Annotated in this window: 19 protein-coding genes and 1 tRNA gene; 11 read left to right on the forward strand and 9 right to left on the reverse strand. The window is 38.3% G+C overall.

What is annotated here, in order from left to right:
• Positions 1–239: 239 nt before the first annotated feature.
• The 8 genes from D3F01_RS06300 to D3F01_RS06335 form a co-directional block, all read right to left on the reverse strand.
• Positions 240–575, reverse strand: coding sequence for a hypothetical protein (locus D3F01_RS06300; RefSeq protein ID WP_242887042.1), 336 nt, complete (start codon positions 573–575; stop codon positions 240–242).
• A 233-nt stretch (positions 576–808) separates the two neighbouring features.
• Entirely contained in the window at positions 809–3,835 is a 3,027-nt protein-coding gene (locus D3F01_RS06305; protein ID WP_242887045.1) for a non-ribosomal peptide synthetase, read from the reverse strand.
• Positions 3,836–3,888: 53 nt separating this feature from the next.
• Positions 3,889–4,491, reverse strand: coding sequence for a histidine phosphatase family protein (locus D3F01_RS06310; RefSeq protein WP_242887048.1), 603 nt, complete (start codon positions 4,489–4,491; stop codon positions 3,889–3,891).
• Positions 4,492–4,584: 93 nt separating this feature from the next.
• Positions 4,585–5,274 (reverse strand): hypothetical protein, encoded by a 690-nt coding sequence (locus D3F01_RS06315; RefSeq protein ID WP_242887051.1) that lies wholly within the window; start codon positions 5,272–5,274, stop codon positions 4,585–4,587.
• Between the two features lie 114 nt (positions 5,275–5,388).
• Positions 5,389–6,699 carry a hypothetical protein gene (locus D3F01_RS06320; protein WP_242887054.1) on the reverse strand — a complete coding sequence of 437 codons (1,311 nt, stop codon included), beginning with the start codon at positions 6,697–6,699 and terminating at the stop codon, positions 5,389–5,391.
• 63 nt (positions 6,700–6,762) lie between these two features.
• Positions 6,763–7,851, reverse strand: coding sequence for a hypothetical protein (locus tag D3F01_RS06325; RefSeq protein WP_242887057.1), 1,089 nt, complete (start codon positions 7,849–7,851; stop codon positions 6,763–6,765).
• 105 nt (positions 7,852–7,956) lie between these two features.
• Positions 7,957–9,183, reverse strand: a complete 1,227-nt coding sequence (locus tag D3F01_RS06330) for an MFS transporter (RefSeq protein ID WP_242887060.1) — start codon at positions 9,181–9,183, stop codon at positions 7,957–7,959.
• 331 nt (positions 9,184–9,514) lie between these two features.
• Positions 9,515–9,871, reverse strand: coding sequence for a helix-turn-helix transcriptional regulator (locus D3F01_RS06335; protein ID WP_242887065.1), 357 nt, complete (start codon positions 9,869–9,871; stop codon positions 9,515–9,517).
• 120 nt (positions 9,872–9,991) lie between these two features.
• Here D3F01_RS06335 and D3F01_RS06340 point away from each other — a divergent pair, with 120 nt between their 5' ends.
• The 11 genes from D3F01_RS06340 (at position 9,992) to D3F01_RS06390 (ending at position 18,910) form a co-directional block, all read left to right on the forward strand.
• Positions 9,992–10,756 carry a LytTR family DNA-binding domain-containing protein gene (locus tag D3F01_RS06340; protein ID WP_242887068.1) on the forward strand — a complete coding sequence of 255 codons (765 nt, stop codon included), beginning with the start codon at positions 9,992–9,994 and terminating at the stop codon, positions 10,754–10,756.
• Positions 10,741–12,048, forward strand: coding sequence for a sensor histidine kinase (locus D3F01_RS06345; RefSeq protein WP_242887071.1), 1,308 nt, complete (start codon positions 10,741–10,743; stop codon positions 12,046–12,048). The genes D3F01_RS06340 and D3F01_RS06345 overlap by 16 nt, the downstream gene beginning before the upstream one ends.
• A gap of 105 nt (positions 12,049–12,153) precedes the next feature.
• Positions 12,154–12,777 (forward strand): accessory gene regulator B family protein, encoded by a 624-nt coding sequence (locus D3F01_RS06350; protein WP_242887074.1) that lies wholly within the window; start codon positions 12,154–12,156, stop codon positions 12,775–12,777.
• 244 nt (positions 12,778–13,021) lie between these two features.
• Complete coding sequence (locus D3F01_RS06355; protein WP_207676742.1) at positions 13,022–13,456, forward strand: sigma-70 family RNA polymerase sigma factor; 435 nt, start codon at positions 13,022–13,024, stop codon at positions 13,454–13,456.
• Positions 13,457–13,710: 254 nt separating this feature from the next.
• The gene (locus D3F01_RS06360; protein WP_207676741.1) at positions 13,711–14,037 is read left to right on the forward strand and encodes a helix-turn-helix transcriptional regulator; all 327 of its coding nucleotides are present in this window, start codon (positions 13,711–13,713) and stop codon (positions 14,035–14,037) included.
• Between the two features lie 507 nt (positions 14,038–14,544).
• Positions 14,545–14,790, forward strand: coding sequence for a hypothetical protein (locus D3F01_RS06365; protein WP_005942348.1), 246 nt, complete (start codon positions 14,545–14,547; stop codon positions 14,788–14,790).
• Positions 14,768–15,826, forward strand: coding sequence for a hypothetical protein (locus D3F01_RS06370; protein ID WP_242887077.1), 1,059 nt, complete (start codon positions 14,768–14,770; stop codon positions 15,824–15,826). The genes D3F01_RS06365 and D3F01_RS06370 overlap by 23 nt, the downstream gene beginning before the upstream one ends.
• On the forward strand, positions 15,823–16,620 hold the full coding sequence (locus D3F01_RS06375; RefSeq protein ID WP_242887080.1) for a DUF6551 family protein: 798 nt from the start codon (positions 15,823–15,825) through the stop codon (positions 16,618–16,620). Before D3F01_RS06370 ends, D3F01_RS06375 begins: the two co-directional genes overlap by 4 nt.
• Positions 16,621–16,720: 100 nt before the next feature.
• Positions 16,721–17,107, forward strand: a complete 387-nt coding sequence (locus D3F01_RS06380) for a type II toxin-antitoxin system PemK/MazF family toxin (RefSeq protein WP_347567994.1) — start codon at positions 16,721–16,723, stop codon at positions 17,105–17,107.
• Positions 17,100–17,324 (forward strand): hypothetical protein, encoded by a 225-nt coding sequence (locus tag D3F01_RS06385; RefSeq protein ID WP_242887087.1) that lies wholly within the window; start codon positions 17,100–17,102, stop codon positions 17,322–17,324. The genes D3F01_RS06380 and D3F01_RS06385 overlap by 8 nt, the downstream gene beginning before the upstream one ends.
• Positions 17,325–17,431: 107 nt before the next feature.
• Positions 17,432–18,910: a site-specific integrase gene (locus D3F01_RS06390; RefSeq protein ID WP_055185979.1), complete on the forward strand. Its 1,479-nt coding sequence runs from the start codon at positions 17,432–17,434 to the stop codon at positions 18,908–18,910.
• A 54-nt stretch (positions 18,911–18,964) separates the two neighbouring features.
• Here the strand turns inward: D3F01_RS06390 and D3F01_RS06395 are convergent.
• Positions 18,965–19,040 (reverse strand) — tRNA-Ile (locus D3F01_RS06395).
• Positions 19,041–19,086 lie beyond the last annotated feature (46 nt).

The raw sequence follows: 19,086 nt of genomic DNA on the forward strand, positions 1-19,086 counted from the left end.
ATAGCCTAGGACCCTTCCCTCATGGAAGAGCCCTAGGCTATCTTTTTTGTTATAAAAGTGTTTGGAACAAACGCGCAGCCTGCATCGCACGATGCGGAACGATAGGGGATTGGGCACAGCCCAACAAGCATTTTGAATTTGGATTTGAAAAATCTGATTCAAAAATCGCGAGTTGGTACCAGCTCGCCCTGCTTGCAGAGTAGCTGCTCCTGTCAACTCCTGCGTCTGAAATTTTCAAGTCACTTCAATTTCGCAAGAATCTCGTCTGCGCTCATGCCACTAGCCAGCAATTTTTTCAGGATATCTTCTGCTTCAGCTTTTTTAGCGAATTCCGCAGCTTTGGCTTCGGCCTTAATCTTTTTGGCTTCAATCTTGACAATTTCCTTGTCGATGGACTTCAGCTCTACCTTCTTGGCTTTCAGATCAGCTTTCAGTGCATCGATATTAGTGGTAATGGATGCGATTTCAGCAGTGACGGCTTCCTTTGCAGACTGCTTCTCAGCAATCTGTGCAGAGAAATCGGTAGTCGTTGTTGCGGTTTTAGCTTTGTTTTTGCTTCCCTTAGGTCTGGACATAGAATAGCCTCCGATATTTTGATAGCTTCAGTATAACACTAGCCGCCTAAATGTACAATCTTTTTATTTATCTGCTCTCAAGTACAAGGAATAATTCAAAAAGTGCCGGCTGCTCATCATCCGTATTATAGACACAAGTGTTTTAAAGAGCCAACAAATAATCATTCGACCTACTTTGCAGCAAAGCGATTATAATATTTTCAATCGCATTCTCTTCAATCAATTCAAACTTATCACATGTTCTCTATTTCCGAAGAAGATACCTCATTAGTTAATCTTGAAATATTTTTATTTGCTAAAATATACACTTTGTTATTGTCTCGATAGGCTGTTGCAAAAATCTTTTTTTCTATATCATATAGTTCTTTTTGAGCTTTTCTTATTTCGTTATCGAAAAGTTCCTTTTTCTTTCCCATAATATCTCCTAAGTAATTAATAGAAAAAAGTCCACTCCTATCTAGAATCTCTTTAACTTCTCCATAACGAGGTTCATCTTGGTATAAATGCACATAAGAAAAATTGATGAAGTCGATAGTATATATTTTTATGGTATCATATGCTTTTTTTCTAAAACTTTCAAAATTCATTTCTCTGTGCAGTAAAAAAGAAACATTGCTATGCATATCCCCCAGTGTATCTTTAAACGAAAATCCATCATACTCCCTTAAGTTCAATATAGTTTTAATTGAAACTGCTTTTAAGCTTGTACATTGAAGTACCATTCTGCCGATAAGATAAGAAATCAATATGCTAATTTCAATGCTTGAATATGCCTCGACATGGTTTACAACTATTGTCGTATTGAAATCTTGTATATTGCTGATAAAGTCATCAACATTACATACCATGCATTCCATTCTTTCCTGTAAATAATCAGATTTTAGTATTTTCAAAAAAGAATTATTCTTTTTCAGAAAAGTACAATAATCAAAGTATGTATACTTGGTGTCATCATTTTTATTATTGAGCAGACCGGATATTTTCTTTTTTATAATTGAAACACTAGATGCATCAGCTATACAATGATCTAAAACGGATACGATATGATAGTTTTCAACATCCTCTAAAAGAACAAACAAAGCCAAAAAGCCATTTTGATATCGTAAATTTGTAATCAATTTTTCGAATCCTTCTAAAAAATAATCCTCAACTACATCAAATTTACAATTCCAACTTTGCAAATTCAGATATGGAATTTCAAGCTTATCTGAAACCGTATATTCTGTGAAAAATAATTTTTCATTGCGTTTTAAAATTTTAGAACGCAAAATAGGATTTTGAATGAGCAGTTTTACGATTTTTGAATTCAAATCTTCTCTTTTATATTGCTTTGAAACAGAATAAGAGAAAGCTATGCATCGATTGATTTTATTGTTGTATATTATATACTGGTTATGGCAACAGGGATATTCTCTTTCCGGAGAAGAGTTGGTATTAATTAGAAAATCGAAGACTTTCTGGTTGCATCGCTGTACTTCATTCAGCACAAACTGAATCTCCATCGAATTGTGCTGTTTGTGCGTCGCTAAATTTTCATTTGATTTGAGCACATATTCGGATAGTTTATAAGGAGTTCTCGCAGTATAAATCATATCAATATTGCATTCTATATCGAATTCCCGCTCAATTCCAACAAGTAGGTTCACCACGGATAAAGAATCTCCACCTGATTCAAAAAAATCGGAATTATAGCCTATATTGATTTCGTTGTTTCCTAAGGCCTCTTTCATAATCGAGATGATTTTGTCTTGAACGGCCTTATTTTCATTTTGTTCATTTTTATTTACTTCAATATTCTGCTTTTCTTTATATCGCCTCCAAATAATGTTGCGATCAATTTTGTTGTTTATGGTTCTTGCCAATTCATCAACAAATTCAAAATAATTTGGAATCATATATTTAGGAATATTCTCATTCATGTACTTGAGCAACTCAACTTTTGTTACTCCTTTTTTTACCACGAAATTTCCAACCAACAGGTTTTCATTGTACACAACAGCAACGTCCATTACTCCTTCAATATCCCGTAATGTGTTTTCAATTTCGTTCAATTCTAATCGTATTCCATGTATTTGAACTTGGTCATCATTTCGCCCATAAAAATACAACATACCATTGTGCATTGCTACTATATCTCCTGTACAATAGCAATTTGTGCTTTTTTCTTTATAAAATCTTTTCTTGCATTCTTCGGCATTATTTACATATCCATCTGTAATTCCGTTTCCCTTTAATACCAGTTCGCCTTTACCATCTTTGTCCTTATTTATAATTTCATACTTGCAGCCCTCGATGCAAGTTCCAATCGGAATTTCCTGTAATTCTAGATTTTTTTCAAATCGATAATATGTTGCATAAACGGTAGCTTCTGTGGGCCCATATAGATTGAATAATCCGAAATCCCACTGTCTCTCTCTCCATATCTCGTAAATTTTTCTCTTAAATGATTCACCTGCAATCATTACATATTTTAATTCTGAGGCTATTGATTCTAGCTCCTGATTACTATAATTGTTTAGCATATTTAAGAATACAGATGGAGAGGTCGCATAATGAGATACGTGATACATACGTACATACTGTGGGAAATTTTTCAAATTTTCTACTAGTGTAAGATCTATTGCAAGTATTTTTCCTCCATTTATCCATCCATATATTTCACTTGTTGAAACATCAAAATTATATGGTGTAGAAAACATATATACCGATGTATCAGAAACTGGACATATTTTTTGTAAACCCGACAAAATGTATACTAGATTTCCATAGTTTACAGAACAGCCTTTTGGTTTTCCCGTGCTTCCAGATGTAAAAAGAACATAAACTTCCGATGTGTTATCATATGTTCTACACTCTATTTTTGAACTGCTGGTATAAGACATGCACTGCTCAACGTCCAAAGAGTCGGTGGGTGTGTATTTCCAAGGTTCATCTGTAATAATCAATTCTACGTTTGCTTCTTCAACTATGATTTTCTTATTATTGGGCATTAGCTTCTTTGATATGGGAACATAGCTACAACCAGCCTTTAATACAGCTATAATCGAAATGATTACTAAAGGTGAATGATTCAAGTATAGTCCTACTCGAATATGTCTTTTTTTGCATTTATTAACTATTTTTTTCGCGATTGCATCCGAGTAAACATCTACATCACTATATGAATAATCTCTATCTAATCCATATATCATGACTTCGGAATTTTTATTTTGAGCCAATTTTCTAAACTCTACTCCAATATTCCCATTAAATTCAATCATAAACTATCCATCCTTTTTCGAAAATTCTTTAGAATTCTTTTCATATTCTATAATCAATTCAAGAAGTACGTGATGTTTTTTTCTTCAAATTTCATGGTCTTTGAATTTAGAATATGAAGACTACAATTTGAAACCTTGAACGGTTTTTCCCTATTTGTCCATGCCATATTGTTTATAATATAATAGATAATATTTATAACTCCACTATGCGTCACCACTATAATGTTGCTTTCAAAATCTTCATACATTTTGGTGAAATCGAAAAACCACTTCTGAATTCTATCAAAAAACTCCCTTGGAGATTCTCCATTAGGATACTTTTCATCCATTCTTAGTGTGTTAAAATACAATCCCGGATACTTTATGGAAGCCACTTCATTTTTCATTCCTGCTAATTCACCATTATTCATTTCTCTTAGTCGCGCATCTACATGAAAAGGAATTTTCAATTTATACGATATTGCTTTTGCAGTTGATACTGTTCTTGGCAAGTCACTTGACACAATTTTAGATATATCAAAAGTCCCTTTCTGAGAATACAAAAATTCAGCCAATCTCATCGCTTGGATTTTTCCTTCTTCTGTCAAATCCATCGTGCTCCAGCCACCTCTATAGTTGCTATCATCTTTTCCGTGTCTTACAAAGATTATTTTCATAATGCTTCCTCCGTAGAATTTTCACTTTAGCATTTCCATCGCGTCAATTACTAGTATCTTAACTGTTAAAATTCACTTTTTACGGTTGTTCACTTATTTAGTTGAACTTCTCATAACTTGGCATGTTGAAACTTGCGCTCCTTTAATAGTATCTGATACAATTACATCTACATCATGTAAGAAGTCCTCCAAATCTTTTTTTTCATCATTTATGATCACATAGTCTGCTATTTCCTTGCAATTTGATGCCTTATGACTTTCTTTAAATGCATCTTTCATCTTCACGCTTTCTAATACCTCCTTATATGATATCCCCGAAATGCCTTTCTCAAAAGCCTCATAACATTTTTTATTATACTCTCTTCTGGCTCTAATCTCAATTGGGGCCTCAATATAAATATTTGCACACTTATTTCCAAATTCCCTTTTTAGGAAACTACCAAACGGGGCTCTATAAAGACTTTCTATAGATACACGTTTTATATTATCTTCTTTTAAATGTGCAATTAATCTTAAAACGAATTCCTTAAATACGTCTTCGCTTTTATCTTGATATAACTTAATAAAATGCTCGTCCTTTAAACCAGAAGATATATCTATGCCTCTTGCACTCATCATCTCTTTTTCGATTTCAATTATTTTATACCGTTTAATTTCAAATGGACTAGATGCCATTCTGATTCCTGCAGATGATTTGCCACATTCACTCAATCCTGAAAGCGTAAAGATTGCATCGAGATACTTTTTTTCCTCTGAAAAATTTTTTCCATCTAAATAATTCATTATAAGTTTTTTTCCTTGTATTCTATATCAATAAGTTTCATTCGTTTTCTAAAATGTTTGGTCGGTAAAAATTAGTTCAAATCTCTTTTAGTGTTGCTACATCAATAAATTTTACTATTTTTGGTTACTAACATAGCTAATTACTTTTATCGAGAATTCTTTGACGCTTGAAAAGTTGTATTCATGCGTAACAACATTTGCTTCAATAGTATTCACCCCAGTTAGGTAATCAAACAATTCCATAACAGATCTATATGATTGCGGAATAATGTTATATGTATCTATTAGATAGACCTTCATAACAAGTACCGTTAACTTAAATATCTCTTTCTGGCTTTGCTCTGTAATACCATCATCCAGTAATCTCTTCAGTTTATGTATGGTTTCCGGAATCACCATCTTGTTTTTTTGCTTCAAATTTTCAAATGAAATGGATAAACTAGATGGCACTGCACCATATAGTAGAGAAGTGATTCTCCCAGAATTATAGGCATATATTGAATATAGCGATTTCGCATCGATCAATCTGTTCTCTACTTCATACTCGGAAAAAATGGTATATCCAGTCTTAATATCAAATTGCTTTAAAAATCCACTTAACTGCTGATTTTGTTCAAAACTATAGTATCGCACCAATAGTAATATATCCATATCACTCCAATTTTGTATATATTGATTTCTACTGATGCTTCCCCCTACTAACAATGCTATCAAGTCGTCTCCAAATAAACATCTTACATAATTCAAAATTTTATCGAGTTGTTGGAGTTCTTTCTTCGGCAACTTAAGTTGTTCCAGTTGTATGCATGTTGAATTTCCTGAGAATCTCTTATCTTTCCATTGAATAGAATCTATTATTGCTCTTGTTGTTTCATCTATGGAGCAGCTTGTACTAATTTTATGCGTAAAATAGCCGATATTATATAGCCATTTCAGAAATGTTTTTTGTAATATTTGATATCGTTGATATAGAGCAACTTCATCGGGTGAGTAGTCACTATTATTCCTTTTATAGTTGTATCTCTCGTTTTTGACTAGAAGGATTCGTTCTTGTTCCAATATCTGAATTCCGTGCTGCTTCTTTTTTTTCTGAAGTAGCTCATATGCATCCTTCTTGGATAGTCCTTTGATAACTAAAGTCGCCCAAACTCTAGCATCAAATGTAGCGATTCCCTTGTCTAATATTGTATCGTTTCTTAAATTTGAAAATCCCGCTTTTATCGAAGAATATATTTCATCGCAGAATTCTTCGCATTTTGAAGTATTGAACCACCATTCATGAAAACAACATGGACTTAGACACTCAATTTCTCTCGATAATTTAATAGTACTATATGCGAACCATGTGTCTCCATACTTTTTTGTTATGTTTTTTATTTGAGTTGTTTTTCCGCAATCGTCTAATCCATTTAATGAAATTATCATAAGTTTTCCTCCACAATTCTAAATGTGTTATGAATGATATTCTACAAGGCATTACCAAATAAATCAGATCGTTTTAATTGAATCAACAACATCTGAAAAATCCATTTGCTTCATTTGATGATAGAAAAAGTGAACAAGATATATGGTATAGATCTTATCTATTGTTTCATATTTTTCAATGTCGAATATCGTAAGGAATCTCATTATAATATAGTATAACAAAGCGGAATTGTTATATTCCAGTCCCTGCAAATAGAGTTTGGCGATTGCTTTCCTCTTCTTTTCGGTTTTTGGATAGCTGTTGATTTTCAATATATCTTTTCCATCAAAAAAATCAAGTAGAATACTGGGAATCATGTCGCATATTTTTTCATGCCCACAATATGATTCTCTATGATATTTTGGGCTGTAATATAAATCAATAAATAGCAATGAGATCGAAAACACTGCAACCTCTGCATCTATATAGTTATACCCCGATGTGACAAAATCAAAAAATACAGGCTTTATTCCTATATTCATTGTATTTAAGTCTCCATGTGATAGGACACATCTATATGTTCTCTCGCTCTCAAAATGATTTATACACTCCTTAATAATATCTTTAGTCTTTAATGATTTATTTAACCCGATATCCACTTTTTTCTCCGTCCATGAGTAATTCAAATATTTTTTTAATCTACTTTCTACTCTGCCCTCGAAAAATTTTTGCATCGGATATGAATTTCTCATTTTCACATTACGATAGTTTGACTTTATACATTTCAAAAAATCGAAAGGCTCGGAAGAATCGTCTGATATAAGATAGTCGTTTAGCAATCCTCTTCCCGGACTAATACTATCTTCATATTTATATATAATCGCACCACAATCATTGAATATCACCGCAAAAATAAGTTCGGGAATTGGAAATTTTGAATACATTTGATAATAGCCCTGCAACTCCATGAAATATGACTTGATTTCCTGTACTTTATAAAAACATTTCTTATTGCCTATTACGATTATTCCGTTTATAGAATTGTTCTGCTTGTTTTTTGTCAAAATGTTTCCATTGACCATTTGCTGTAAGGCCGTTATTTTGAAATTATCGTTTACTTTAATGTGTGTACACTTGTCATTCATCCATACATCGTTAAACATCCATCTCATGTTTTAGTTCAACCCCATTAAAACAATGGGATTCCTCCTCACTGTAAAGTAATGATTTTTCGAGTGTTGGGTGATATTATTATAAGTTGACTTCTGTATTCATATCTACTCAGTGCGATTTTTGTACTGCGTTTCTTTTTTATAAAATATTCTTAATCCTGCTAATGATAAAAAAACAATCCCCGTTCCCACATTTGTAAAACTCGTTATAGAGGGTGTTTTCATAATAGAGGAAAAGACAAATGAGCCTGCTGGCATAAACATAGTGGCAACTGTAAAAATTACGCTAAAAACTCTACCCAAGTAATCTTCGTTAACACAAGTTTGTACACAAGTCATAAAATTGATATTAAACATTGTCAGAAAAATTCCGAACATGAAAAAGGGCAAAAGGCAAATTGCTATATTTTCAGTTGATTTGGATATTGGAATAAGTAACAATGGTAATCCAGTCAATCCCAAAAATACTGTTAATGCAAAACTGTTTTGCATAACTTTATGTGGAAGCTTTGCATTTATAGATGCTCCTAAAATCCCTCCCATTGCTTCTACAATCAATACTTTACTATAAAATCCATCGCAATATATTATTTCTGTATAGGGTACTAGAAGATCATATCCAGCGAGGAAAAAATTCACAAAAGCCGAAAGGACAACTAGATGGAAAACTTTTTTTTCACCCAATAAATATTTCACACCCTCCAAACTATACAAAAGAATATTTTTTCGCTTTCTGGTGTTCTCAGCTATACTATTACTATTGTGCTCGTGCGTTATTAAAAGAGTCTCTGTTCCAGCAGAAATTGCAAATGTAATTGCATCAATTAATAACGCCCCTCTTGTACCGACCACCTTCACGAGTGCAAAACCAACAACCGGGCCTACCAATTTTATTAAATCGATTCCAGCATTAGAAATTGAGTTGAAAAAGCCAATCCTATTTTTATCTACTATTTCTTTAGTAATCGATTTAAATGTAGGTGAACTAAATGAAAAAACAAGTGCCAATAATGCATTTGCAATGACGAGTGCAATAACCATGCAATCCGAATTCAAGAAAAAACTTGCAAAAAAGCAGATAATGGCACTTAAACAATCAGAAACAATTATAATATTCTTCCGTTTTCCCAAATCTGCAATCACTCCACCTATTAGATTAAAAAAAATATTTATCACCACTTGTGAATTTTGATAAAGTGCAAGAATCCACATGCTATTTGTAAAATTTGAAACAATTGCAATACTATTCACATAATCAAAAACAATATCTCCTATTTTAGATGTCCACTGCCCCAAAATTAGCAGTCCCTCATTGCGGCTTATTTTTTTCATTTTACTTTTCCTTTCGGTGTTACAAATTCTCGAAATTCTTATCATCTAATCATAGCTACATCTAATATATTGCATGTTTCAAGCGCGATGTCGACAAATTTGTCACCAATCATTGAAAAGGAAGCACCAAGTCGTGTCATCATCTTACTCCGTTCAAGTCAATATGTATTTGAGAAAGTATTTACTAATATATAGGAGCTTCACTCTGCTTCTCCCTTACAGTTCACATCCCTGCTTAGTAGACACTTTGCAAAAAAAAGCTACTTTTCAACATGAGGCGCAGCATTAGGTGCTGCGCCTCATGTTGAAAAGTAGCTTTTTCATAAACAAATCATCCGAAAGATTTTATAATATCATGGATGATTTTCATTTGATTCTCAGAAAAATTTTTTCCTCGCTGACTAGGAACTAGATATTCTTGTTGTATTCTCCTTAAGAGATCACATTGCTCTTTAGTAAGTCCAGAAAGCGGAAGAACATTTACTGTTTCTAAATTCAGTAGTTCATCAGTAGAAATTCCAAACAGAAGTGAAATACTAACAAGAACATCCAATGGAATAGCATGAGCGTCACTTTCATAACCGCTAATTGTAGAAATGGACTTGTTCAGCCGCTTTGCAAGTTCAGATTGTGACCAGTTTCGACTTTCTCTCAAGTTTTTTAGCTTTTCACCAAGATAATGCTCCATTTCTGTTCACTCCTATCCTATTAGAGTGTACTATTTGCATATTCGATATAATCGTACTATAATTATTAGAATGTTCGATTATGTCGAATTTCATTGACTTGCGAAAGGAGTTGCGTTATTTTGAATGACAAAAAGATCATCAAATTGCAGTGGAGGATTGGCAAAATGAGAATTTTGATTTGTGATGATGAGCAAAAGTTGATTGACTTAGAGCTTTCTATTCTTCAAGAATATTGTCGGTCCACTAACATCGCTGCAACATTTTTTACATTCACAGATTCCCTAAGTGCTGGAAATATAGGTGAATTTGATATTGCGTTCTTAGATATTGATATGGAGAAACTAAATGGAATTGAGCTGGCTCGAAAATTGCGATCAAAAAACCCGACTTCCATTATTATTTTTGTTACAAACTTCATTCAATACGCCCCTGAAGGCTATGAAGTAAATGCTTTTCGTTATCTATTAAAGTCTGACATTCCTTACAAGCTCATTCCATACTTTGTGAATTCGCTACAAGAAGTTATTAATTCTCGTAAAACCGTTACTTTTTCGATTAGCGGCGAGTCAATAGATGTTCAAACCAAAAACATTTTATACCTGGAATCCGACAAGCATATTATTGTTATGCACTTAATTAATGATGCACGGACTGAGTATCGCTTTTACGGAAATATGGCGGTTCTTTCTGACAAACTTCAAAATCTAGGCTTTCTACGTATACATAAGAGCTACCTAGTAAATATGGAATACATTGAGCTCTTTCAATATGAAAAAGTTTATCTAAAAAGTGGTGTATGTGTTCCATCCAGTGAAAAAAAGCATAAAGAATTGAAACAGCTATACTTAAAATGGAGGGGAAAAAGTCGATGGGAACTTTCTTAAGTCTTTGTTATACCGCTGTTGATACAATATGTTTGATTTTATTTTTAGATGTTTTTGAGCAACGTCGCTTTGACGGATTAAAATTCCACCTCCATGTATTGGAATATGTACTTCTGAGTTGTTGGATTCCTTTAATTCTTTCAATCATTGTTGGACACAATCAAGCACTAAAAATTTTAATCATTTTACTGATCGATTTCATAATCGCCAAAAGGTTATATACAGAAATCTCAACTGCTATACTCTGCTTCTTTGTTAGCCTTGAATATTTATTATCATATTGCTTATCTTTCACTGTTGGAATGACATGCAGTGTAATTTTTGGAATGGATTCTAATACATTTCAAGCTTCACCTATCTGCGTAATGATTTATGGTATAATCGCTTATTCTTTACAGCTATTTTTAGCACTAATGTTCCGAAAAATCATGCGCCCCAGAAGGTTTGGGAAAAATCGACATTCTCTCCGAATATCACAAATAATTATGTACGGGTTATTTCCAAGTGCTTCGTTTATGGTATTGATTGTTCTACTCTATATATCCACCGGAAGAAATGTATCAGAAGCTATACTAGCATTTACTTGTGGATTGATTATTGCTGCAAATGCAGCAATAATCTTTCTTCTAGAACGTATGGAGCAGGCTATGGAACGAGAGCAACAGCTATTTTCATTGGGACAGCAACTTGAGGTTCAAGTACGGAGCATGGAATCTGCCAGCAAACTTTTTTCGGAACAACGCAAAAAAGTACATGATTATCGCTCACATCTCAACACTCTTCGTGTGCTTTTGCAGAACCATGAATACGAGCCAGCAGAAGTCTATTTGAACTCAGTATCCAAGCAACAAACCGAACGACTTTTTTTGGTAAATACTCATCATTCGATTTTGGATGCATTATTTAATACGAAAGCGTCAGAGGCAATTCAAGAGGGGATTGAAATTGATTTCAGAGTAAACGATTTATCAATGTTGCCATTTGAAGCAGCTGATATGGTTGTACTGCTTTCAAATTTGCTAGATAATGCAATTGAAGCCAATCGATCATACTGTGGAAGTAAGAAGATTCATGTAACAGCATTATGGAAAAAAAGCTTTTTATTTTCTATTCGAAACACCTCAAATCCTGTCAGAATTGAAAACAACACTATTCAAACGACCAAACCTGACCCCCAACTTCATGGTTTTGGACTTTCCAATGTGAAGCTTATCCTTGAAAAATATAATGGTGATTTCACTATGGATTATGAGGACAACTGGTTTCAATTTACTGGAGAAATTTCACAATAACCGATTTTGTGACAGAAAAAACCTACTTGATGACAAAAAAGTTGATTTATTTGCAAACTCAAGGTATTTAATTTATAAACTTTCAAGCATGGGAGTATGGATTGAATGAACCTCATTGCAACACACTTGGCAAAAAGGTTTTTGAAGAGGGAGCTAATTGCAGAAGAATCTCTTGAGTGGTGCATTTACGGAATCGAAAAAAGACTGTCAATGTTCACTACATGGACTCTTTTAATCTTATTGGGGAGTTACTGCTTCGGCTTTCGACGAACTATATCTTTTGCTGTTTGTTTTGTTACATTAAGAAAATATTCAAATGGGTACCATGCAAAAACGTATATCCATTGCTTATTGCTTTCTTTAATTCTCCAATCAGTTTCCATGATACTCATCAAAGCTCTCCCTACTAAATTTTTTGGGTTTGTTTGGATATTCTCTGATTTTGTGATTCTCAAAATTGCTCCTGTTAATAACAATCAATTACATTTAACGCAGTCAGAATTGTCTGCTCTAAAAAAACGAATCCCCTATGTGCTTTTTTTCGTCAACCTAACATGTATAATCTTAAGGTCACCACCAATTGAAAAAACACTTTCTAATGAGCTGGAAGGATTAACAGCTGCAATGTTATCAGATGCCTTGACGCTGCTAATCTTTGTATTAAAGAAAATATATGGGAGGATTATCCATGGAAATGAAAGTAAGAAATCTAATGAAAAAATCTCTTGAAAAAATGATGAAAAAAGATATGGAAGTCTGGCCGCCTGAGTGTTCCGGTTGGTTGTATCAACCGTGTCGTCCCAAATCACAGCTTATTAAAGATACTGACCCTCCCAAAAATCGATAACTTCATCAATTTTGTTTTTATTTTGAGGCTTTCTTAGACTCAAGGAAATCGCATTTTGAGTACATCATGCTAGACTTTAAGCCTAGTATGATGCACTTTTTGTTTACACTACGTTTGAGGAAAGCTATGCCGATTATCAACTTAAAGGAACACTACCCCACTGCGCATCCAAAAGACTTTTTTGTAGAAGTATCTGATGAAGTCCATCAGTTTCTCTTGTCTATGAAACGCAAAGAGGATGCTTTTGCCAGACAGGTGAGCCGTTACCACGCATATCACTCGCTAGACGATCCCGCTTTTTCTGCTGAGTCGTATCTTCTTGTGCCCACTCCAACACCTGCGGAGATCATAGAACGGCAACAGCATCTTGTGAACATCAACCATACAATTTTAGCTTTGTCTCCAAAACAAGCAAAGCGGTGCTACGATTACTTCTATTGTGGGATTTCCATGCCAAGCATAGCCGAAAAAGAGGGCACAACAGTAGGAAGTGTCTCGGGAAGTATTAAATCTGCTTTAATTAACCTCAGAGAAAAATGCAATTTGTTCATCAAGCCCTAACTTTTACCTGTTTTTTGTCCTATATAGTATAGGGATGTTTTTCTCTATCACGGAAAAGTGCAACCGCATTTTCCATGCTCCGCCCGCCTTGCCATCATCGACAAAGAAAGGACGAAGAAACATGAAAAGGAGATTGATCGAGTACCAACCGAACCCCGGCAACCAAAACTTGGTCCGCCGCCGATTGCATCTTTGCACTCTGACCTTATGGCGCAGCTTGCGACTGCGTTGCTCTGTGGTCGGAGGGCTGGCTTATGTACTTTGACTCTTACATTACAGGAAAACGCATCCAGCAGCTGCGCAAAACCAAAGGCTTAACGCAAGAACAATTTGCCGCAAAGCTGAATATCAGTGACCGCCATTTGGGAAAGATCGAACGAGGGGAAGGAACTGCTTCCATAGATTTGTTGGTAGAAGTAGCCATTTCACTGAACACCACTCTGGACTTTTTGATTCTTGGCGTATTGGACACTCCACGGGAAAGGGAGCTTAATGCACAGATCAAAAAGCAGCACCAGAAAATCCAGATTATCAAAAATAAGCTGAGCAATCTTATTGACGAACTGGATGCATCTGTATAACCACCATAAAGAAGTCGAGAAGCGATTCTCGGCTTCTTTTTTTGCGCCATTTTTTCGACGAATCTACGAAAAATCGGAACTGGCAGTTCCAGTTTTTGAGAAAAATCCGCTCAAAAAAGTGGCAAAACCGGAACTACCAGTTCCTTAAAAAGACAGTGTTTCTACGATAAACTATTGTCACAGCAAGGGCAACACCCCAGACGGGGAGATACCCGAAGCTGTAAGACGTACCTTGAAAACTGAATATCATTCCCTCGGACAAAACAATGAAACTTCCGTAATTCGCGGCCCGGCCATAAAGAAGGCGGGGTGGCTGAAAAGCCAATGAGAGGAAGGGTGCAGTCCCCCTCACCGAGGTGTATTCCAACCCCCACCGGGCGTCGAGGACAAATAGGGTGGGACACTTAAAACAAAATCTTCAAAGCCCACCACCGGAATTCTTCTGAATCAAGGCAGTGGGCTTTTTCCATACCGAATATTCATTCTGATGACACGGAGGTAATGATTATGAGCCGTACTTTTACCCACAAGACCGATGAATCGACCCTGACCACCCTCTGCCCCCGCTGCCTGAATGCCTTTCGGAACACCCGTGGCATCCGTGTCCGCCGTGCTGACCCCTACCAGCTCACCAAGGAGCCTTGCACCTACTGCCAGACCAACTTTGGCTACGACTACTACATCCAGCCCACCAGCCCGAAATCCACCTACTTTAAGAAGGGACGGTTTGATGATGAATCTGAATGCGCTTAAGATCGACCCAGAGTTTCAGGGCAAGATCCCGCCGCTGAACGCCGAGGAGGAGCACATCTTAGAGCAGAACATGATTCAGGAGCGGCGGCTACTGAATCCGCTCATCATCTGGAACGGTTACATACTGGATGGACATTCCCGGTATCGCATCCTCAAGCATCACCCGGAGATCGCTTTTGAAGTGAAGGAAATCCAGTTGCCCGACCGTTACGCTGCACTGGCATGGATTTGTCAGAATCAGTTGGGGCGCAGAAACCTTGACCCGGAACGCCGGAAGTTCTTGATGGGGAAAACCTATGAAAACGAAAAGCTCTCTGTAGGTGGGTCAATTCATCGAGCACATGATGAATCTGGGAGATTCACCTCATGTGCTCAAAATGATCACATGAGGTCAGCCGAAGGACGCACCTGCGAACGTATTGCTGCCAAAAACGGCGTTACCCCAATATTTGTTCGTCGAGCTGAAAAGTATGCGAAAGGCGTTGATGCGGCGGAAGCTGCCGTCCCCGGTGCAATGGAGGAAATACTGACCGGGCATATCAAGGCTACCGATGCCGAGATCACCGCTTTGGCGCAAACCCCAAAAGAAGAAATCCCGGCAATCATTAAGGAGCTGCGCAAACCCAAGAAGGACCGGAAAGCAAAGAAGCCGACAAGCCCGGAAAAATCCGATGTTGCTGCCGACGATGCTTCTGATTCCGATGAAGTCCATACCGAGGATGAAATTGTGCCGGTAAGCAATTCGCCCCCGGATTTCAAAAGGAGTATCCAAGGTCACAAACGCTGTCTTACAGACGAAGATCGAAAACGACTTCGGCAATCCATTGACAACCGCCATCATAAAACGGCCGTTGCGAACGGCTCAATTATGATGTGCGAAGTTCAGGGCGCAAAGGAGGATTTTATCCGCCGCTGGAATCTCGTATTCAAAGACTATCCCGATGTTTTTGAGGACAACGACTGCCGAAGTGCCATTCTTTTTCTGATTGATGACACTTCTGCCTATCTTCAGACGATAAAGGAGAGAGTGCTATGATGATTTCTAATCTGAACCTTGCCAAGCTGCCCGAATGTGTTTGCGAGATGCGCTACATCGACAGCGCACTCTTGACCCCCTGCGCGGAATACCAGCGTGTTTTGCGCACCAGAAAGGTGGAGGAGATTTCTGCTACCTTTTCGGAGTACGTTGCCAACGAACCGAGAGTCAGCTACCGTGATGGTCGCTACCATGTTTTTGATGGACAGAACACCATCGAAGCTCGTATCGCCTGCAACGGAGGTCATGACCTCCCGATCCTCTGCAAAGTCTTTCACGGTCTTTCCAAAAAGGATGAAGCCCTTTTGTTTGCTGTTCAGACGGGCATTTCCACCGATCTGACCGCAGGTGAGCGGCTTCGTGCTGACATCGTGGCAGAAGATGAGGATGCTTGTGCATTTGTTGCAGCCACCGAAGCAACTGGTGCTACTTTTGCACTGGATGGCATCCGAGCCGAGTGGAAGATCTACTGCATCCGCTCTGCCTATTATATTTACAAGAACTATGGCTCTGACATCTATCAGGAAGCCCTGAAGATTATCGTGGAGGCATGGTGGGGCGATTCCGATTCGTTCCTCTCCGGTATCCTCCACGGCGTTACCCGCTTTGTGGCAATGTATCGCGATGAGTACAGCCGGGAGCGGCTGATTATGCGGCTGGGTTCTGTCCACCCCAAGACCATCACCAAAAATGCACGGAAGGACACGGGCAACACCGCCGACCGCCACATGAAGCAGATTCTGGAGATCTACAATGGCTCCAGCCGTTCTCTGAGCCTTCCTGTAAAACGTTGATGCTCTCGCCTTTATCGGCATACTCCTTTTTCCTGCAAGAGCCGCCTGCCATAAACGGGCGGCTCTTGCTACATATAGAAGGATAGGAGGTCTGATCGCTATCATACCAAAAGACTGGAAATACCTCAGAGGGGACATTTACTATGCAGACATGGAGCCGCACATCGGCTCCGAACAGGGCGGCAACCGACCTGTGGTGGTTCTGCAAAACGATGTAGGAAACCGCTATGCGCCTACCCTTATTGTGGCGACAGTGACTTCCCGCACCGAGAAAAAGAAATACCAGCCCACGCATGTTCTGATAGCCCACAATACAGCCTTTGAGAAGCCGTCTGTGGTTCAACTGGAACAGATCTTCACGATAGACAAAAGCCGCATACAACGCTTCTTGGGGCAGACTACGCGGAACGAAATGCGCCGGATCGAAGAAGCGCTTCTGAATAGTTTGGAAATCAATGAATGGGACAGGAGGAATGCCGATGAATGAAAAAGTGATGGTATCGCCGGAGATCCAGAGCGAAGCAGTTGTCTTGCCGCAGATCGTCAGCATCAAGCAGGCAAGCCAGCGTATGGGCTTGCCTGAATATTACATCCGCCGCCTTTGCCGGGAGGTGCCGGGCATGGCGTTCCAGTCAGGCATCAAGTGGTACATCAACCTTGGCAAGATGGCTGACTACTTCAACGGTGGAACGACAACTTTGTGATTTGTCAAGGATGCGGGCGTAAACTGCGACATCCTAAAAATTAACCGCCCGAACTGCTATACTCATCGTGACAGAGATAACCACCACACAGAAAGGACGGTAAATATATGGCATCGTTTGAATTGCGAGAACCCAAAAAGAAGCCTCGTTATTATAAACTCATCGCAAATGTTCTGGTGAACGGCAAAATTGAACGCCGTTATGGTCGGTTCGATTTTGACCCCACCGAACTGAAAAACGCTCGTGCGCGCAACGCCGCTGCGAAAGCTGCCGCTGCCGAATTTGAACGGCTGGAACAGGAAAAGGCAGACAAGGAAGCCAGCAATGCAGGAAAGACCTTTGCAGTAGTGGCGCAGGAGTACATAGCTTCAAACCGTTCTCGTATGGCACCTTCAGTTCGTCTGAAGGGCGACTATGATAGCAACAGGAATAAAGAGAACACGAGTTTGAAAAAGGAAAAATATCTTCAGCGCATCCAGTGTTATCCGGAGTTTTCTGAAAAGCCGATTGCGTTGATTACAAAAAAGGATTGTGATTCGATGATTCGCTTCATTGAGGACAGTGACGCACGAGTTTACAAACGTGCAGTTTTGAAACCAGAAGCTAAAGAGTTCAAAACGGTGTCCTGCCCTAAAATTGCGAAGGAATGCACCATCCGAGAGGAAACCATTGAGCGAATCTTCCGTGGCGAAACGGTATCTTTGGATTCGGCACAACAGGTGGCAACGGCTTTAGGTAAGACCGTTGAACAGATGTTTGAAGTAGAGATTGATCGCCGTCCCATGACGAAAAAGACGATGCGAGAGTACAATCTGTTCATTCGGTCAGTTCTGAACTACGCCAATGATAACTATGGAACATCACTTCAAATGCCAATGATAAAGGCATCTGGTCGAAAAGGAAAATCGGTGGATTGCTTACATAGTGATGAGGTAGAAGCTCTGCAAGCTGCCTTACAAGAATGTTCTATGCTGGAAAAAGCAATCGTTTTGTGCTTGCTGAACACAGGTGTCCGCCGTGGTGAATTGGCTGGACTTACATGGAAAGACGTAAACTTCCGCGAGGGAACGATCCATGTGTCAAAATCCCTGCTGGTCTTTCCGAACTATGGCTATCAGCTTACCACAACGAAGGAAAGCAATATCCGTGATGTGGATGTTGCGCCGGAGTTCATGGATTTCCTGAAGGACTATTATGCACAGTGGAAAGCCCAGAAGAAGCTGATGGGTGCAAGCTGGCAGAAGAATTTGGAGAAGAAAGGCTCCAAATACGCACAGTCCCTTTTGGATTTGCGTGGGAACGACTTCGTGATTTGCAACGACTATGGTTTTCCTATCAACCCGGATAGCTATGGCGCATTGGTACGCCGTGTTGGAAAAAAGGCGGGCATTGAAAAAATTCATCCGCATATGTTCCGGCACACCTTCGTCAGCATTCTGCTATCCAATCCGAACATCGGCGTGGCGACAGTAGCCGCAGAAGCCGGACACGCACAGCCCAGTACTACCCTTGCAATTTACACGCAGGTCTATGATAGGCGGCGTGATGAGATTCGGAAACAGATGAGCAGAGAACTGTACAAGTGAGATTGCTCCATCAGGCAAAAGAAAAAGCACGAGACGCAAAATCTCGTGCTTTTTTGGTGGGCCATGAGGGATTCGAACCCCCACTGGAGCGGTTATGAGCCGCCGGCTTTAACCGTTAAGCTAATGGCCCTTATGACGTTGTTTCAAAGATCTGTAAAGTGGCTTTCGTACCCAGA

The sequence above is a fragment of the Faecalibacterium sp. BCRC 81149 genome (genome assembly GCF_022750605.1).
GTDB classification, from domain to species: Bacteria; Bacillota; Clostridia; order Oscillospirales; family Ruminococcaceae; genus Faecalibacterium; species Faecalibacterium duncaniae.

Coding starts and splice junctions, on each gene's coding strand:
- D3F01_RS06335 (WP_242887065.1), bottom strand. CDS start 9,871: ATGGAGCATTATCTTGGTGAAAAGCTAAAAAACTTGAGAGAAAGTCGA.
- D3F01_RS06345 (WP_242887071.1), top strand. CDS start 10,741: ATGGGAACTTTCTTAAGTCTTTGTTATACCGCTGTTGATACAATATGT.
- D3F01_RS06350 (WP_242887074.1), top strand. CDS start 12,154: ATGAACCTCATTGCAACACACTTGGCAAAAAGGTTTTTGAAGAGGGAG.
- D3F01_RS06300 (WP_242887042.1), bottom strand. CDS start 575: ATGTCCAGACCTAAGGGAAGCAAAAACAAAGCTAAAACCGCAACAACG.
- D3F01_RS06330 (WP_242887060.1), bottom strand. CDS start 9,183: ATGAAAAAAATAAGCCGCAATGAGGGACTGCTAATTTTGGGGCAGTGG.
- D3F01_RS06365 (WP_005942348.1), top strand. CDS start 14,545: ATGAGCCGTACTTTTACCCACAAGACCGATGAATCGACCCTGACCACC.
- D3F01_RS06375 (WP_242887080.1), top strand. CDS start 15,823: ATGATGATTTCTAATCTGAACCTTGCCAAGCTGCCCGAATGTGTTTGC.
- D3F01_RS06325 (WP_242887057.1), bottom strand. CDS start 7,851: ATGAGATGGATGTTTAACGATGTATGGATGAATGACAAGTGTACACAC.
- D3F01_RS06355 (WP_207676742.1), top strand. CDS start 13,022: ATGCCGATTATCAACTTAAAGGAACACTACCCCACTGCGCATCCAAAA.
- D3F01_RS06360 (WP_207676741.1), top strand. CDS start 13,711: ATGTACTTTGACTCTTACATTACAGGAAAACGCATCCAGCAGCTGCGC.
- D3F01_RS06310 (WP_242887048.1), bottom strand. CDS start 4,491: ATGAAAATAATCTTTGTAAGACACGGAAAAGATGATAGCAACTATAGA.
- D3F01_RS06315 (WP_242887051.1), bottom strand. CDS start 5,274: ATGAATTATTTAGATGGAAAAAATTTTTCAGAGGAAAAAAAGTATCTC.
- D3F01_RS06305 (WP_242887045.1), bottom strand. CDS start 3,835: ATGATTGAATTTAATGGGAATATTGGAGTAGAGTTTAGAAAATTGGCT.
- D3F01_RS06320 (WP_242887054.1), bottom strand. CDS start 6,699: ATGATAATTTCATTAAATGGATTAGACGATTGCGGAAAAACAACTCAA.
- D3F01_RS06390 (WP_055185979.1), top strand. CDS start 17,432: ATGGCATCGTTTGAATTGCGAGAACCCAAAAAGAAGCCTCGTTATTAT.
- D3F01_RS06370 (WP_242887077.1), top strand. CDS start 14,768: ATGATGAATCTGAATGCGCTTAAGATCGACCCAGAGTTTCAGGGCAAG.
- D3F01_RS06385 (WP_242887087.1), top strand. CDS start 17,100: ATGAATGAAAAAGTGATGGTATCGCCGGAGATCCAGAGCGAAGCAGTT.